Here is a 14,652-nt window from a genome sequence, read left to right as displayed (position 1 = left end):
TGTTCAATGATGAACTGATTTGTACATAAGGCTTGCGCCGACAGGACGGCGGTGCCGAATGTTCAAGGTCATGACGGCCCTCTGTCCCCTATGGACGAGTCTGCCGGTATTTACGCACGAGAATCCGACTATCTCGACCGATACGTTCAGATTGGGGTCGCAGGCGACCGGGTCATCTCCGTCTCTTTTCCCGACACGGTCGATTCTACAACTTCAACGGACCATCCGATTCTCGACCGCATTATCGCCTATCTGGAGGGCGTAAACGAGTCGTTCGCCACGGTTGACATCGCGCTCACCGTGCCCACCGCCCACCGCAGAGTGCTCGAAACAGTCCGACAAATCCCGTACGGCGAACAGTACACCGTCGAAAAGGTGGCACGCCTCACGCCCGAGTTGAACCCACAGGATGACGACGATATGACGCTCGTGCGGACTGCCTTAGACGAAAATCCGACGCCGATTTTGATTCCAGACCACCGCGTGCGCGACGCGCCGAGCGCCGCCCCGCCAGAAATCGAGCAGAAACTTCGGTCGCTCGAAGGACTGTAACGGACGCGGATGGTGAACTACGAGACGATATTTTTGAGCGTCGAACCGGACGAAGCCGCCGCGCGAATCAGTGCACGTGTGGCTCACCTACGACGAACCCGCGACGGGAAAAACTACGATTACACAACGAACATCGGGCTCCATCTCGCCACATTGTCGCCAGCGTCGAGCCGTGACGGACGACGGAAGTCAAAGCTCCGCTATCGAACGTCGATTATCGGCCCGCATCTGTTTCACGCCCACAACAAGGCGGGCGAGATTCGAAACGCCGTCAAGTCGATGCAAGTGCGGTGACGGCCACGTCGCGCCGACAAATCGATGCGACACTGTTGCAGCGAGCGATGGGACTATCCGAATACATCCCCAATCAGACACAATCACCGTGAGCTTCGATGACTGATTCTATCGCCCCCGACACCCACATTGGCCGCGTTTCCCTACGCGTCAGCGACCTTGACCGACTCGTCTCATTCTACCGCGACACCATCGGTTTTGACGTGCTCGAAACGACAGACACGACAGCCACGCTCGGCGCGAGTGAAACGCCACTACTCGAGCTCACCGCAGACCCTGACCTGCCGGAACGAAGACGCACGGAGACCGGCCTGTTCCACACCGCCTTCCGCGTGCCAACGCGCGAGGCGCTCGCAGATGCGCTCGTGCGCGTAGAGCAAAATTGGCAGCTCTCGGGCGCATCAGACCACCTCGTGAGCGAGGCGCTCTATCTCAGAGACCCGGACGGAAACGGTATTGAACTCTACGTAGACCGTCCCCGCGAGGAGTGGGAGCGCGACGAAGCGGGGACCCTCCGGATGGACACCCTCCCGCTCTCTCTCGCACCCCTTCGCGAATCGGGCGACCCGGAAAGCAAGTTACCCGCTGGCACAGACGTCGGACACATCCACCTCGAAGTGTCCTCGATTCCGCAAACGCGGACGTTCTACACGGAGGTCGTCGGGATGGACGAGCCTGTAAGTCTGCCATCACCCTACGGCGACTCATCGCTATTCGTCTCCGCTGGCGGGTATCACCACCACATCGGCGCGAACACGTGGAATCAGCGCACCGACCCGGCGACGGGCCGCGGTCTCGACTGGTTCGAACTCGTTGTGCCTGCTGAAGATGGGCTCGCCGCACTGTCCTCCCGGTTGACCGAGGCAGGCTACGACGTGGCCGATATCGATTCCGGGCTTCGAGTCCACGGTCCCGATGGCATCGAACTACGCGTTCGCGTCGAATCCTAATTCACAAAATACCTTCGTGCACCACGAATTCGAGCGCATTCACGACGTAGTGGGCCACCACGACGACTACGAGACTTCCAGTAGCGATGAACGCGGCGGCGAGGACGAACCCGACCAAGCCGGTGACGACGACGCCCGCAAGCCCCTGTGCGCCGTGGCCGAGTGCGAAGGCGAATGACGAGAACACGGCGAGCACCCACGGCGAGACAGCGTAGCCCGCGCTCAACGCGCCGACGAGCGCCCCGCGAAAGAGGAGTTCTTCGAAACCTGCGATGATGGGCAACACACCAAGTAAGAGTAACAGCCACCCGCGCGTCGTGGTCGGTGCGAGCAGCGCGCGCAGGTCGTTTTCGTGGTCGAAGCCGAATCGGCGCATCGTCCACGCGCCGAGCTGGTTGCCCCCGAACAGGACGGTTCCGAGCACGAGACCGAGACCGATGGTCGCGGCGTCAGGAAGGTGGACGCCGAGGGCGGCCCACGGAATTTGGGAAATCCACGCTGCGAGGAGTAAAAACACGCCGAGGATGCCCTGTGAGAAGGCGACGTTCACGAGCAGCAACCCCGTTGAGAGGTTGTGCGAGGGTGCGGGTTCGTCCTCCTCGCTCACGACCGAACGCGAGGCGTAGGAGAGCGATAATAAGAGGAGTAAAATGAGGGCGACGAGTCCCGAAAACGCCGCCCACCTGGCCACGGCCTTAGTTCGGGCTTGGGCTACCGGGGCCTGGCCGACCCGACTTGTCGAGCGCCTGTCCGGTGATGCTCTTCAAGCGGTCGACGAGCGAATCTTTCTCCGGTTCGCCCGCGAGTGCGACTTCGAGCACTTCGCTGATGTGGCTGACCGGGATGATTTCGATTTGCTCTTTGTACTCGTCTTCGATCATGACGTCCTGCTCGTTTGCAGCCGGAATGATGACCTTTTCGAGGCCTGCCTTCGCGGCGGCCTCGATTTTGTGGGTCACCCCACCGACGGGGAGCACGTCGCCACGGACCGAGAGCGACCCAGTCATCGCGAGGTTCTGCTCGACGGGGATGTCTTCTAACGCGGAGATGACTGCCGTCGCCACCGTGATAGAAGCAGAGTCACCGTCGACCCCGCCCTGTCCGGTCTGGACGAACTGGATGTGGATGTCCTTCTCCGAGATGTCCTCGTCAGAGAACTTCTTGATGATAGCGCTCACGTTCTGGACGGCTTCCTCTGCGATGTCTTGCAGTTGACCAGTCGCAATGACCCGACCGGGGCCTTGCGATGGCGTCACTTCTGCCATCACGGGAAGGACGATACCGGAGTCCTCGCCCATGACCGCAAGCCCGTTGACGCGGCCGGTGACTGCGCCCTCGTTGACGGTGAGGTCGTAGTCCTTGCGGCGCTCGATGTACTGGTCTGCCAGCTGCTGCTCGATGGAGCGAGAGCGCTGTTTTGCCTGCAGGACGTGGTCGCGCGTGGTTGCCTGTGCGTCCTCGGCGCGGGCGATGTCACCCGCGACGCGAACGAGGCCACCGAGGTCACGGAAGCGCAGCGTCAGGTGGCCCTTCCGACCCGCACGGCGGCGGGCTTCGAGGATGACCTCACTGATAGCATCTTCCGTGAAGTGTGGGAGGCGACCGTCTTTGGCGACTTCCTGTGCGACGAACCGGGCGTACCGGCGGCGCATCTCAGGGGAGTCGCGGATGGAGTCGTCCATGTACACCTCGTACCCGTACCCTTTGATGCGGGAACGGAGTGCAGGGTGCATGTTCTCCATCGCGTCTAAGTTCCCGGCGGCGACCATGACGAAGTCCGTTGGGACCGGTTCGGTCTGGACCATCGCACCCGAGGAGCGCTCGGACTGGCCCGTGATGGCGAACTTGCCCTCCTGAATCGCCGTCATGAGGTGCTGCTGGGAGCGAATGTCGAGGGTGTTGATTTCGTCGATGAACAACACGCCTTTGTTCGACTTGTGGATGGCGCCAGCCTCGACGCGGTCGTGGCTTGGCGTCTCCATCCCACCGGACTGGAACGGGTCGTGGCGCACGTCACCGAGCAGTGCACCCGCGTGGGCACCCGTCGCGTCCTCGAACGGCGCTTTCTTCGTGTCGCCGTTGTTGACCAGCAGGTTCGGAATCATCGCGTCACTCGACCGGCTTCCGTACCGGAATGCGAGATAGACAACACCCGCTGCGAGGATGCCAAGCAGAATCTGCTGGGCGACAAGCAGCGAGTAGCCAATCACGATAGCGATGATAATCCACATGAGGAACGAGCGCATCTGGTTGCGCTTTCTGGCTTCCTCCTTGTGTGCTTCAATAATCTGTTCACCCTTGCCCGCGGGGACGGTCCGAACCTTTGGCTCGTTGCCATCGTCCGGATTGTGGTAGACGAGGACGTCCTGCATCTCCTCTTTTGGCAGGAGTTCACTCATCGCCTTTGCGAGCATCGATTTGCCCGTACCCGGCGAGCCAATCATCATGACGTGACGCCGCTGTTTTGCGGCTTTCATGATGACGTCTCGGGCGTGGTCCTGGCCGATGACCTGATCGACCAACCTGTCGGGGATTTCAATGTCCTCTGTGGACGTGATTTGCAGGCCACCAAGCAGGCTGTCTTCGTCCGCTTCGACAACCGCCGACTCGGCCCCGACCTCGACATCGCTGCCGAGTTCATCTCTGGATTCGTCCCGTTCGGTGTCCGGAGAAACCTCTTCTTCGGCTTCCGACGAGACGTTGTCAGTATCCATGTCGTTACTCATAGAACTACGGTTTCCGCTACCTGAGATTCAGGGGCTATCCTCTGATATACTTTCTCCCCGATTGTCCCGGGCAAACACGACCGAAACCCCCGGACAGCACGAGGTCCCGGAGAAACTTGCCACCGGGTTCCCCCGACCCGACGGATTTTATAAAGCGCGCCTGTAACTGCCGGTATGACTCGCGGGTTTTTCATCGGCCGCTTCCAGCCGTTCCACAACGGGCATTATGCGATGGTAGAACGCATCGCAGAAGACGTAGACGAACTCGTCCTCGGCATCGGGAGCGCGGGTGACAGTCACTCGACCAACGACCCGTTCACCGCAGGCGAACGCATCATGATGATTACGAAGGCGCTCACCGACTTAGACCTCGTCACCTACGCGGTCCCTATCGAGGACTTAGACCGCAACTCCGTCTGGGTGAGCCACGTCCAGAGCATGAGTCCGACGTTCGACGTTGCCTACTCGAACAACCCACTCGTGTTTCGCCTGTTCGAAGAAGCGGGCGTCGAGGTGCGCCAGTCACCGATGTTCAACCGCGCGGTGTTCGAAGGGACGGAAGTTCGCGCCCGCATGATAGAGGGAGAAAACTGGAAGGAACTCGTCCCCGACGCAGTCGCGGAAGTCATCGACGAAATCGACGGCATCGAGCGTATCCAACACGTAAGCGACACGGACGCGAACGACGGATGATTACGCTCGCCTCTGATTTCGGCTCCCCGTATCCGGCGGCGATGAAGGGCGTCATCCTCCAGCACTCAGACGCGCGACTCGTCGATGTGAGCCACGACTTGCCCCGCCAAGACGTGCGCGCGGCAGCGTTTTGGCTCCGCGAGGTACTCCCCCATTTCCCGCCCGCCGTCCACCTCGTGGTGGTAGACCCCGGCGTCGGCACCGACCGCAACGCACTCGCCATCCGCGCGGGTGAACACGTTTTTGTTGCGCCCGACAACGGCGTGGCGCTCCCCGCAGCCCGCCGACTCGCAGCCGATATCGACGTGTTCGAACTCGCGGTCGAAAACCCGGCAAGCGCCACCTTCCACGGCCGCGACGTGTTCGCGCCGTGGGCAGCGACCATTCACGACGCAGGCGCAGACACACTTGCGGCCCTCGATGGCGTGACGCCAACCGACGACTACGCAATCGAACGCTTCCCAGACCCCGTCCTCGAAGCCGACAGCGCCGAAGGAGAGGTGCTCGTCGTCGATGACTTTGGCAACGTGATTACGAACATTCCGGGGCGTATTCTCGACAGCGTAGATATGGTGCGCGTGGGCGACCTGCGCGTCCCCGTTGGGCACACGTTCGCCGCCGTCGGCATCGGCGCGAAGGTCGTCACCGTCGGGAGCCATGAAAACGTCGAACTCGCGGTGAACCGCGGCCGCGGCGACGAGGCCTTTTCGCTCGAGCCCGGTGACCGCGTCAGGCTCTCGTGGTAATGCTCGACGCCTTCGCCGTCATGAACGTCGTCGGCCTGCTCGCGTTCGCCGTCACCGGCTCGCTCAAAGCCATCGAAGAACGCTTAGACGTGCTCGGGGTCGCGGTTCTCGGCATCCTCACCGCCCTCGGCGGCGGGATGACCCGCGACGTGCTCGTCGGGGCGATTCCGAACGCGCTTCAATCGACCGACGACGTGACGATTGCGTTTGTGGGCGTCGTGGTCGCGCTCCTCCTCTCGCGGAGTCGGAAAAACTGGGTGCAACACTCAGCGATTCTCGTCCCCGACGCGATTGGTCTCGCCGCGTTCGCCGCCACGGGCGCGCTCGTCGGCGCAGACGCGGGCGTCTCTGGGTTCGGTATCGTGTTACTCGCCACGCTCACGGGCGTTGGTGGCGGTCTCATTTCTGACGTATTGCTCCAGCGCGTGCCGGGCGTGCTCAAAGAGGACTTCTACGCGACGTGCGCCATCGCTGGCGGGGTCGTATTCTGGATAGCGACGGTAAATGGAGTGGGCGAACAGCTTTCTGCCACGGCGTGTGCCGTGACGGTCGTGCTGTTGCGGTTACTGGCCCTTCGCTTCGACTGGTCGTTGCCACGCGTCGAAGTGGGTGGATGACCTTATTTTGCGGCGATGACGTCGTCGATGCGGACGATCATGGTCGCGGCTTCGGTCGCGGATTCGACCGCCCCGTGCTTGACAGCGGCCGGGTCCATGATACCGAATTCGAGCGGGTCGCCGATGACGCCGGTCTGGCCTTCCGCGATGACACCCGCGCGACCCTCCGCCTCGAACCGCGAGCGGAGGTCAACGAGCGCGTCGATGGGGTCCATCCCGGTGTTCTCTGCGAGAGTGCGCGGGAGCATGTCCACCGCGTTTGCGAAGGCGTTGACGGCGAGCTGTTTGCGTCCTTCGATACTCGCGGATTTCGCGCGGATGTAGTCGGCGATAGCGATTTCGGTCGCGCCCGCACCGGGCACGACGCCGCCCTTGTCGAGGGCGGCCGTGACCACGTCAAGGGCGTCCTGAAGGGCGCGTTCGAGTTCGTCGCAGACGTGTTCGGTGCCGCCGCGGACGAAGACGGTCACGGCCTCTGCGGCCGCGCCACCTTCGAGGAAGGTGAGTTCTTCGTCGCCAAATCGGCGGACGTGGATGCGGTCTGCGTGGCCGAAGTCGTCGTTGGAGACGTCTTCGAGCGTGCCGATGCGGGTCGCACCGGTCGCCCGGGCGATTGCCGTCGCGTCCTTCTTGCTGACGTTTTTGTAGGCGAGGATGTCGGCTTTGGCGAGGAACGAGCCGACGCGGTCGTCGATGTCGTCAGTGGCGAACACCACGTCAACGCCAGCGTCTTTGAGCGCGGCGGCGTAGCCGCGAAGCTCGCCCTCTTCTGCTTCGAGTGCGGCGTTTAGCTGCTCGATGGAGGTGATGTTGTACTCGGCATCGACGCTGCTCTTTCGCACGTCGAGTTCCATGTCGAGAACCGCGATGGTCGCGTTTTCGACCGTCCGGGGCATGTTCTCATGGACGGGTTCCTCGTCGAGGATGACGCCCTCTACGAGTTCGGTCGCAGACGACGAGGAGCCGACCTGTGTGTGGATGCGCACGTCGTCGCGCTCGACTTTCTTCTCGCCTTGGACGTGGCGGATTGCCTTCACAACCGTTTTTGCGAGCACGTCAGCCGCCACGTCACCGGTTCCCTTGCCCGTCATCGAGGACTCTGCGACCTTTCTGAGCAGTTCGTCGTCGAGTTCGTCTGAAAGTACCTGCGCCTCGATGGCTTCGTGGGCGAGGCGGGCGGCCTCGTGGTAGCCTTCGACGATGGTGGTCGCGTGGACGTCGTCTTCGAGCAGGTCTTCTGCTTTTGCGAGCAGTTCGCCCGCGAGGACGGCCGCGGTGGTCGTGCCGTCGCCGACTTCGTCCTCTTGGGTCTGGGAGACTTCGACGATCATCTGGGCGGCTGGGTGCTCGATGTCCATCTTGTTGAGGATGGTCGCGCCGTCGTTCGTGATAACCACGTCACCGGACGACGAGACGAGCATCTTGTCCATCCCACGCGGTCCGAGTGTTGTGCGAACCGCGCCGCTTACGGCTTTCCCTGCTGCAATGTTCGACCCCTGGGCGTCGCGCCCGCGGGTTCGTCGCGTTCCCTCACTCAGAATGAAAAGGGGCTGACCCCCGGCGTAGAATGCTTGTGACATACGTGAAACCTCGGTATAGGAATGTTTACAATTCTATATAAAGATTTCTCGCCGTGCGAAAAAATCGCACGCAAGCGACGGTGTAGCTCGGCGCACTCCCGCGAGAGGGTCGTTCAAAGTTGTGATAGGCATCGTAAGCTGTGTCGAAAATCGAGGTGCAACGCGGCCGTGTTCACCCTCACAAACACGTATTTCATCAGACATGAATCGGTACGACCATATCCTGCCCCACCCATGCCTTGTAAAATGCTGGAGCTGGAACACGGATTCCGCGTTGTGGACGTACACACCCGTCTCAGCACGGCAGAAGAAGGTGTCACAGAACGCGGACGCGCCATCGGGCCGGAGAACTTAGAGCGCGAAATTCATCAAGCAGGTGTCGTAAAAGCCGTCGTCTACCCCGGCTCGGTCGAAGGCAACTACCTCCGGGCGAACAATGCCGTCGCCCGAATGAGCGTCGAACGCCCGTTCGTCGCGTTCGCCCGCATCAACGGCGCACTCGACGCGGATGCGCGACTCGGCGCGCGAGTGCGTAATCTCACCGCTCGGCGTAAAGACCACCACACCTCGCCAGAGGACGTCGAACGCTACGCCTACGACGACCGCTTCAATGGCTTCATGCTCGACCCGAGCGCGGACGGCATCCCCGACACCGAAGTCGTCGAACAGCTCGCGGACGTGTCGCTCCCGCTGCTCGTACGCGGGGGCGAGAGTTTCCCACCATCGGCCGTCGCGGAGGCATTCCTCGACTGGGACGTGCCCGTGATTCTCGCACACTTTGGCGGCCATCCGCTCAACCGCGGCCTGATGGATGAGGCCATCTCGCTGTTGGACGACTACGAGTCGCTCTATCTCGATACGAGTTTCGTCCGGTACCGCGGCCAACTCGAACGCGCCATCCGCGAGCATCCAGACCGCGTGCTGTTTGGCAGCGGCGCGCCGGATACCCATCCAAACGTCTCGGTGATGGAGATACTCACGCTCGACGTGCCGGAAGACGCGATGGCTCGCGTGTTCTCAAAAAATCCCTCGCGCGTCATCGATGCGCTCGCGCCTTAACGCCAGGTGTACACTTCGACCGCGCGGTCTGCGCGCGCAGAGATGCCGTTCGGGTTGCGCCGGTCGTGGTTGTCTTTTCGCCGGGCGAACACTGCGTCTGTGGCACCCCGGCCCATGCCGCGGAGTACGTCGCGACCGTTCCCAACCCAACTCGACGGCGTGGCCTCGCCACGGGCAACGTCTCGAAGCGTCCCCACCGCATCCGACACGCCATGGCTGAACATCCGGCGAGCGACCGTCGGGCGAACACCGTAGTTTTTGACGAGTCTGTACGAAAGCGCGCGATACTTCCAGCCCCAGTCGCGTTCGTGGCGGCCGCCGTCTGCTTCGAGGCCGCGTCGAACGCACATCTTGCCCGCCCAGCCCACAGTGTAGCCGTTTGCCGCGAGTCGGTGTGAGAGGTCGCGCGCACCACCTGTTTGGAGGTATTCGTCGAAGCCGTCTAAGTCGGTGAGCACGTCGCGGTGGAACGCCGCGTTCGACCCGTTAATATAGGTGACTTCGCGGCCCGCAATCGACCGCGATTCGACGGCTTCGGAGGCGAGGCCCGTGTGCAACTCACGGTGTGTCGGGCCGGTGACGGCGTCTGCGGTTTCGAGGCCTTCGAGAACGGCTTCGTACCAACCGGGTTCGATGGCGCGATTCGAGGAGAGAAAGGCAATGGCATCGCCGGTCGCTCGTGTGGCTCCGGCGTTACGGGCGACGTTCAGATTTCGGTCTGCGAGTTCAACGAGCGTCGCGACATCGTCTCGGTCGCGAATCATGCCCGTCGTGCCGTCGGTCGAAGGACCGTTTACGACGATACATTCGACGGCTGGGGCGTGTTCGCCCAGCGCATCGAGACTGCGAACGAGGCGCTCTCGGTCGTTGAGCGTCGGGATGACCACCGAGAGCTTCATAGTACTCGATAGCACCACGGACAAGTAAAAATACCCGGTGTTCGCAGTCGCAGAACTGTCAGTTTATCTTAGCCTTCCAGTAGGACACGGAGGCGAGGTCGCCAAGCGGGGTGTCGCCAAGCGAGGTGTCGATGCGGCGCGCCGTTGAGGCGATGCCGTTTGGAATGCTCCGATAAAAGCCATACGGCAAGAGGAAATCGTGCTCGACGTGTTCGAGCGAGAGGTCGGTTTCACGAAACAGCGCGGAAACCTCGTCTTCGGTGTAGAGGCGCGACCCCATCGGGAGCAGCCAGTTGTACACCGAACGCGCGCTCGGCGCGTTGAACGTGTCGAAAAAGACGATTTCCTTTGAGACGCGACGCATCTCAGAGAGGAACGAAGCGGGCGTGTCTGCGAGGTGGAAAAAGCGCATCGCAAACACGATGTCGAAATGGTTGTCGGGGAACGGGAGGCGGGCGGCGTCGCCGCGCATGAACTCGATGTGGTCTGCAACGCCCGCGGCCTGTGCCTTGTGGCGACCCTGTTGGAGCATCGCCTTCGAGATGTCGAGACCGATGATGTTGGCGCCACGCTCTGCGAGCATCACGGTGAACCGACCGGTACCGCAGGCGATTTCGAGGACGGCTTTGCCTTCGAGGTCGCCAATTGCATCGAGCAACGCCTGTTTTTCCCGGCGGTCGATGAGTCGGCCACCGCGAGAGAAACGCTTTGTGTCGTACTCTTCGGCCACCTCGTCCGCCTGGTACCACTCCTGCCCTTTCACGCTACCTTCACTACTCTGTTGGGGGGATAAAACGATACTGGAACTGTCTGACCAAAGCGGGTAAGAGCGGCATTATTATGTGCATTGCTACCAAAGTACATAGTACGATGCCGATGTGTTCGCAGTGTGGCAACGACTATGCGACCGAGCAGCTCATTCGCCACGAACGACCGCGCCTCGTCATGATCCATTGTCCGGGCTGTAACGCACCGCTTGGCCGCTATCACCGCCACGGTGACAATCCACAAGTAGACAATTTCCACCGCGCATAGTGGCCCAACGTGACAACGAACGAAACTGGTCAACCTTCTATGTTTAAAGGATGATTATATGCACTTATGCATCCCTATTATTTGGATGTGTATAGAGACAAGATTTACCACAGACCTTCTCTGAGCCAGTGGTATGAGCACGACCACCAAGGAACGTACTCGCACGGCCGAAGAATCACCACTCGCAGATCCTGACTTCCGCGAACGCCTGCGGGAGCTCCCCCCAAGCGCAAAACTCGTCGCAAAAGTCCTCGAAGGCGAATCGCCGCTCTCACAGGGTCAGCTCGCGGACGAATCGCTGCTGCCAGACCGCACGGTTCGCTACGCCCTCAATCGTCTCGAGGAAGTTGACCTCGTGAACTCGCGCTACTCGTTCCACGACGCGCGCAAGCAGGTTTACACGCTGAAAAACTGAACCCAGTCTTTTCGTCACCCACCCACGTTTTTGCGGTATGGAACCCGTCTGTAACCTCCCTGTGAGCGTCGCCACCTACGCGCCGGAAGGGACGACCAACGCCTTCCTCATCGGGACGAGCGGCGCGATTCTCGTAGACCCCGCTGCCCGAACCGACGCGCTTGACAGAGAAGTCGCTCAGCGAGGGGTTGCGCACATCTTGGTGACCCACACCCATCCTGACCACGTTGGCGGGGTCGCTAGCTACGCCGAGAAAACGGGTGCGGCCGTCTGGGCGCACCGGGGCCGTGAAGAACTCTTTGAGCAAGCGACTGGGGTTGCGCCCGACCGTACCTTCATCGAAGGAACGACGCTCACCGCCGAAAGCGGCGAGCAAATCATCATCCTCGACACGCCGGGCCACGCGCGCGACCACGTCGCCCTCGAAAGCACACACGGCATCTTCTCGGGCGACCTCGTGGTCAAAGAAGGAAGCGTCGTCGTCGCCGCGGGCGAAGGCGACGTTCGTGCGTACCTCACCTCACTGCGCCGCCTCGTCGCGCGTAACCCACCGCGGCTCTACCCCGGCCACGGCGAAGTCATCGAGAATGTGCGTGAAACCTGCGAGCGGCTGATTCGCCACCGGCTCGAACGCGAACAACGTGTGCTCGCGGCTGTCAGAGCGGGCACAACGACGCTCGAGACAATCACCGACGACGCCTACGAGAAAGACATCTCGGCGGTCAGGAGCCTTGCGGAGGGAACCGTCGCTGCACACTTAGAAAAACTCGCCGTCGAGCACAAGGTGCGTTGGGACGGCGAGCGCGCCAGTCCACGCTGACGACGCGCTTTTCAGCACGCGGCCGGTAGCACGCGTATGCAAAGCCTCGAAGCCGAACTCGAAACGGCTCGCTCGCTCGCTGTTTCCGAGTTAGCCGACGCCATCGAGTCGATCGGCTTCGAGTGTACCCGGTGTGGCGCGTGCTGTAAGGCCGACGACGAAGACCCACACACGGCCACCGTCTTCCCCGACGAAGTCAGAGCCATCCAACAGACCCACGAGTACGACTGGCGCGACGTTGCCCGCCCGATGCCCTACGGCCTCTCCGACGGGGCGGGCGAAACCTTCGAGTGGGCCATCCAGACCACCGGCTGTGGCGACTGCTCGTTCTACGTCGAAGAAGACGGCGTGGGCGCGTGCTCGATTCACGACGACCGCCCGCTCATCTGCCAGACCTACCCCTTCAGCGTGGCACTTGGCGGCACCAGCCAGCCAATGGGCGAAGCCGTCGACCAAGAAGGCATGGTTCGCGCCCACGAGTGCGAAGGGTTGGGCCGCGACATTTCCAGAGAGGAAGCAGAAGAACTGGCAGCGGCACTCAAGGAGCGCGCGGTTCGGGAGTTGGAGGAGGCAATCGGTGTACGCGACAACTACACGTTCGCGGCTCCCGCCGACGGCGAAGTCGTGGTTCACGACTCAGAAGGGGCAAAGCGCGTCGATGGGACGCCGGTCGAAGAGTAGCGAAACGGCAATCTCGAGCTTGTTTTTCGGCGGCTTCAGTGGGCGTTTGTCGCAGCAGGGAGGCGAGCAACGGCAGCGATTCCACAGACTGCTACCAAACCGCCGATTGCGAACGTCGTCGTCCACGAGACGACGTCGATGAGCCAGCCAGCGGCGACTGGTGCGACGAGCGACCCCGCGATGGAGATGGTCATCAACACCGAGAGGCTCGTCCCGCCGGATTCGTTGGGCGACGCTTCCTCTACGAAGACGTAGAAGACGCCCGTCCCGAGTTGGGAGCCAATCCCGGCGAGCACCAGCGCAACCACGAATCCGACCACAGACGAGGTCAACGCGGCGATGGCGAGGGCTGGCATCACCAACAAGAACGCCGCGAAGATCACCGGTCGCCGTTGGCCACCGATGCGGTCTGAAAGCCATCCGCCTCCGGGCCGGGCAACCAGCCCCATCGCGGGAACCAGCGCGGCGAGTGCACCCGCGGTCGCGATATTGACCCCAACCACTTCGGTTGCATAGGTCGGCATCCACGAGTTCAGGAACACGAACAGCGAGTACGCACAGAAGCTACTGAACGCAATGGCCAACACCCGCCGATTACCCAGCGCGGCAACAAATTTCGACACCGTGAGGGCAGATTTGTTCCGAACCGGCTCGTCGAGTGCCCAGACGAACAACGGCAGGCCACAGAGGGTCACGACAGCGTACACGGCCACAACCCCTCGCCACCCGAGAAGCGGCTCAAGCGTTGGCCCAGCGGCTTGCGCAAGCGTGACTCCGGCGGGCGCGCTCGCAACGAACAGACTCGTCCCGAGCGCGCGTCTCGCTGGTGGAAACGACTGGCTGACGATGTTTGCGTTCGCCGTCCAGAGGAACACCGCTGTGATACCGCCAACGAACCGCGTTGCGAGGAACGCTGGGTACGTCGGTGCAAACAGGCTCGCCACAGAGACGGCGAGAAAGAGGAACACCCCGGCCCACACGAGTAGCCGGTTGTCGTAGCGATCCATCAAGAAGCCACTCGGAATCTGGAACAGCCCCCACGCGAGGAAGACGGCGCTGATTGAAAGTCCGGCGGTCGGTTTGTCGATGCCGAACGCCGCGACGAACGACGGCATGATGCTCGCGGGAGCAAAGAGGTAGGCGTTGAACCCGATTGAGACGATGAAACAGCCCACAAGTGCCAGCCATGGGCGCTTCGAGGATGCTCCCGCAGTAGTCATAGTGAAACCAGTTTCGGCGGCGATAAAGTCTCAGGGGTTGCGGCACCTTTGCCGAAGCGCCACCATCCTGGTCCGCGGACAAAGAATTTCACCATCACCCGAGATGTTCGCTCATGCGCGGCCCACTTCACGCCCTCTGGAATATGCGATTGCTCGGGACGTATCTGCGATTTCGAGTCGCGCTCGTCCTCGCGGGTGTGCTGGCCATTATAGGCGGAGTACTTGCACTCGGAATCGGTGGCCTTGGGGGGTTAGTAGCGCTCTTTGGTATCGTCGCACTTCTCTTGCTTGCGCTCGGTTTCATTGTGATTACGCGGTGAATTGTTAGGATACCACCGGTAGAGAGAATCGGCGCAAAAATCAGA

Annotated in this window: 17 protein-coding genes; 11 read left to right on the top strand and 6 right to left on the bottom strand. The window is 61.8% G+C overall.

Annotated features, from left to right (window positions below; translation table 11 throughout):
* Positions 1-90 precede the first annotated feature (90 nt).
* The 3 genes from V5N47_RS11565 to V5N47_RS11555 all read left to right on the top strand — a co-directional run bounded on the left by V5N47_RS11565 (position 91) and on the right by V5N47_RS11555 (position 1,796).
* Positions 91-552, top strand: coding sequence for an MGMT family protein (locus tag V5N47_RS11565; protein ID WP_338727676.1), 462 nt, complete (start codon positions 91-93; stop codon positions 550-552).
* A gap of 33 nt (positions 553-585) precedes the next feature.
* A complete protein-coding gene (locus tag V5N47_RS11560; protein ID WP_338727675.1) occupies positions 586-846 on the top strand; it encodes a hypothetical protein in 261 nt (86 codons plus the stop codon).
* Between the two features lie 98 nt (positions 847-944).
* Entirely contained in the window at positions 945-1,796 is an 852-nt protein-coding gene (locus tag V5N47_RS11555; protein ID WP_338727674.1) for a VOC family protein, read from the top strand.
* Position 1,797: 1 nt separating this feature from the next.
* Here the strand turns inward: V5N47_RS11555 and V5N47_RS11550 are convergent, their stop codons facing one another.
* The gene (locus tag V5N47_RS11550; RefSeq protein WP_338727673.1) at positions 1,798-2,487 is read right to left on the bottom strand and encodes a CPBP family intramembrane glutamic endopeptidase; all 690 of its coding nucleotides are present in this window, start codon (positions 2,485-2,487) and stop codon (positions 1,798-1,800) included.
* A 4-nt stretch (positions 2,488-2,491) separates the two neighbouring features.
* Entirely contained in the window at positions 2,492-4,522 is a 2,031-nt protein-coding gene (gene lonB / locus V5N47_RS11545; RefSeq protein ID WP_338727672.1) for an ATP-dependent protease LonB, read from the bottom strand.
* A 174-nt stretch (positions 4,523-4,696) separates the two neighbouring features.
* Here lonB and V5N47_RS11540 point away from each other — a divergent pair, with 174 nt between their 5' ends.
* From V5N47_RS11540 to V5N47_RS11530, 3 genes are read left to right on the top strand one after another with little or no spacing between them, the layout of a single operon-like run.
* Positions 4,697-5,215: a nicotinamide-nucleotide adenylyltransferase gene (locus V5N47_RS11540; protein WP_338727670.1), complete on the top strand. Its 519-nt coding sequence runs from the start codon at positions 4,697-4,699 to the stop codon at positions 5,213-5,215.
* Positions 5,212-5,961 carry an SAM-dependent chlorinase/fluorinase gene (locus V5N47_RS11535; RefSeq protein ID WP_338727669.1) on the top strand — a complete coding sequence of 250 codons (750 nt, stop codon included), beginning with the start codon at positions 5,212-5,214 and terminating at the stop codon, positions 5,959-5,961. Before V5N47_RS11540 ends, V5N47_RS11535 begins: the two co-directional genes overlap by 4 nt.
* Entirely contained in the window at positions 5,961-6,578 is a 618-nt protein-coding gene (locus tag V5N47_RS11530) for a trimeric intracellular cation channel family protein (protein ID WP_338730296.1), read from the top strand. The genes V5N47_RS11535 and V5N47_RS11530 overlap by 1 nt, the downstream gene beginning before the upstream one ends.
* Positions 6,579-6,580: 2 nt before the next feature.
* Here V5N47_RS11530 and thsA read toward each other — a convergent pair whose 3' ends face one another.
* Positions 6,581-8,158 (bottom strand): thermosome subunit alpha, encoded by a 1,578-nt coding sequence (gene thsA / locus V5N47_RS11525; RefSeq protein WP_338727668.1) that lies wholly within the window; start codon positions 8,156-8,158, stop codon positions 6,581-6,583.
* Between the two features lie 246 nt (positions 8,159-8,404).
* Here thsA and V5N47_RS11520 point away from each other — a divergent pair, with 246 nt between their 5' ends.
* Positions 8,405-9,217, top strand: coding sequence for an amidohydrolase family protein (locus V5N47_RS11520; protein ID WP_338727667.1), 813 nt, complete (start codon positions 8,405-8,407; stop codon positions 9,215-9,217).
* On the opposite strand, the gene V5N47_RS11515 is transcribed toward V5N47_RS11520, so the two are convergent.
* Together V5N47_RS11515 and V5N47_RS11510 are read right to left on the bottom strand one after the other, a co-directional pair.
* Positions 9,214-10,116, bottom strand: coding sequence for a glycosyltransferase family A protein (locus V5N47_RS11515; protein ID WP_338727665.1), 903 nt, complete (start codon positions 10,114-10,116; stop codon positions 9,214-9,216). The genes V5N47_RS11520 and V5N47_RS11515 overlap by 4 nt on opposite strands.
* A 58-nt stretch (positions 10,117-10,174) precedes the next feature.
* Complete coding sequence (locus V5N47_RS11510; protein ID WP_338727664.1) at positions 10,175-10,879, bottom strand: methyltransferase domain-containing protein; 705 nt, start codon at positions 10,877-10,879, stop codon at positions 10,175-10,177.
* A 405-nt stretch (positions 10,880-11,284) separates the two neighbouring features.
* Here V5N47_RS11510 and V5N47_RS11505 point away from each other — a divergent pair, with 405 nt between their 5' ends.
* From V5N47_RS11505 to V5N47_RS11495, 3 genes are read left to right on the top strand one after another with little or no spacing between them, the layout of a single operon-like run.
* Positions 11,285-11,566, top strand: coding sequence for a helix-turn-helix domain-containing protein (locus V5N47_RS11505; protein WP_336361062.1), 282 nt, complete (start codon positions 11,285-11,287; stop codon positions 11,564-11,566).
* Positions 11,567-11,603: 37 nt separating this feature from the next.
* The gene (locus V5N47_RS11500) at positions 11,604-12,386 is read left to right on the top strand and encodes an MBL fold metallo-hydrolase (RefSeq protein WP_338727661.1); all 783 of its coding nucleotides are present in this window, start codon (positions 11,604-11,606) and stop codon (positions 12,384-12,386) included.
* 36 nt (positions 12,387-12,422) lie between these two features.
* Positions 12,423-13,067, top strand: a complete 645-nt coding sequence (locus V5N47_RS11495) for a YkgJ family cysteine cluster protein (RefSeq protein ID WP_338727659.1) — start codon at positions 12,423-12,425, stop codon at positions 13,065-13,067.
* A gap of 35 nt (positions 13,068-13,102) precedes the next feature.
* Here V5N47_RS11495 and V5N47_RS11490 read toward each other — a convergent pair whose 3' ends face one another.
* Positions 13,103-14,287 (bottom strand): MFS transporter, encoded by a 1,185-nt coding sequence (locus tag V5N47_RS11490; RefSeq protein WP_338727657.1) that lies wholly within the window; start codon positions 14,285-14,287, stop codon positions 13,103-13,105.
* A gap of 113 nt (positions 14,288-14,400) precedes the next feature.
* Here V5N47_RS11490 and V5N47_RS11485 point away from each other — a divergent pair, with 113 nt between their 5' ends.
* Positions 14,401-14,607 carry a hypothetical protein gene (locus V5N47_RS11485; protein WP_338727655.1) on the top strand — a complete coding sequence of 69 codons (207 nt, stop codon included), beginning with the start codon at positions 14,401-14,403 and terminating at the stop codon, positions 14,605-14,607.
* Positions 14,608-14,652: the final 45 nt, after the last annotated feature.

The organism is Haladaptatus sp. DJG-WS-42 (assembly GCF_037198285.1).
Lineage (GTDB): Archaea > Halobacteriota > Halobacteria > Halobacteriales > Halococcaceae > QDMS2.
This window is presented reverse-complemented; position numbering and strand designations above follow the sequence as displayed.

Bases quoted from the DNA above. Each gene is read 5' to 3' on its own strand.
- V5N47_RS11565 (WP_338727676.1), top strand. From the start codon at position 91: ATGGACGAGTCTGCCGGTATTTACGCACGAGAATCCGACTATCTCGAC.
- V5N47_RS11555 (WP_338727674.1), top strand. From the start codon at position 945: ATGACTGATTCTATCGCCCCCGACACCCACATTGGCCGCGTTTCCCTA.
- lonB (WP_338727672.1), bottom strand. From the start codon at position 4,522: ATGAGTAACGACATGGATACTGACAACGTCTCGTCGGAAGCCGAAGAA.
- V5N47_RS11540 (WP_338727670.1), top strand. From the start codon at position 4,697: ATGACTCGCGGGTTTTTCATCGGCCGCTTCCAGCCGTTCCACAACGGG.
- V5N47_RS11535 (WP_338727669.1), top strand. From the start codon at position 5,212: ATGATTACGCTCGCCTCTGATTTCGGCTCCCCGTATCCGGCGGCGATG.
- V5N47_RS11530 (WP_338730296.1), top strand. From the start codon at position 5,961: ATGCTCGACGCCTTCGCCGTCATGAACGTCGTCGGCCTGCTCGCGTTC.
- thsA (WP_338727668.1), bottom strand. From the start codon at position 8,158: ATGTCACAAGCATTCTACGCCGGGGGTCAGCCCCTTTTCATTCTGAGT.
- V5N47_RS11520 (WP_338727667.1), top strand. From the start codon at position 8,405: ATGCTGGAGCTGGAACACGGATTCCGCGTTGTGGACGTACACACCCGT.
- V5N47_RS11515 (WP_338727665.1), bottom strand. From the start codon at position 10,116: ATGAAGCTCTCGGTGGTCATCCCGACGCTCAACGACCGAGAGCGCCTC.
- V5N47_RS11505 (WP_336361062.1), top strand. From the start codon at position 11,285: ATGAGCACGACCACCAAGGAACGTACTCGCACGGCCGAAGAATCACCA.
- V5N47_RS11500 (WP_338727661.1), top strand. From the start codon at position 11,604: ATGGAACCCGTCTGTAACCTCCCTGTGAGCGTCGCCACCTACGCGCCG.
- V5N47_RS11495 (WP_338727659.1), top strand. From the start codon at position 12,423: ATGCAAAGCCTCGAAGCCGAACTCGAAACGGCTCGCTCGCTCGCTGTT.
- V5N47_RS11490 (WP_338727657.1), bottom strand. From the start codon at position 14,287: ATGACTACTGCGGGAGCATCCTCGAAGCGCCCATGGCTGGCACTTGTG.
- V5N47_RS11485 (WP_338727655.1), top strand. From the start codon at position 14,401: ATGCGCGGCCCACTTCACGCCCTCTGGAATATGCGATTGCTCGGGACG.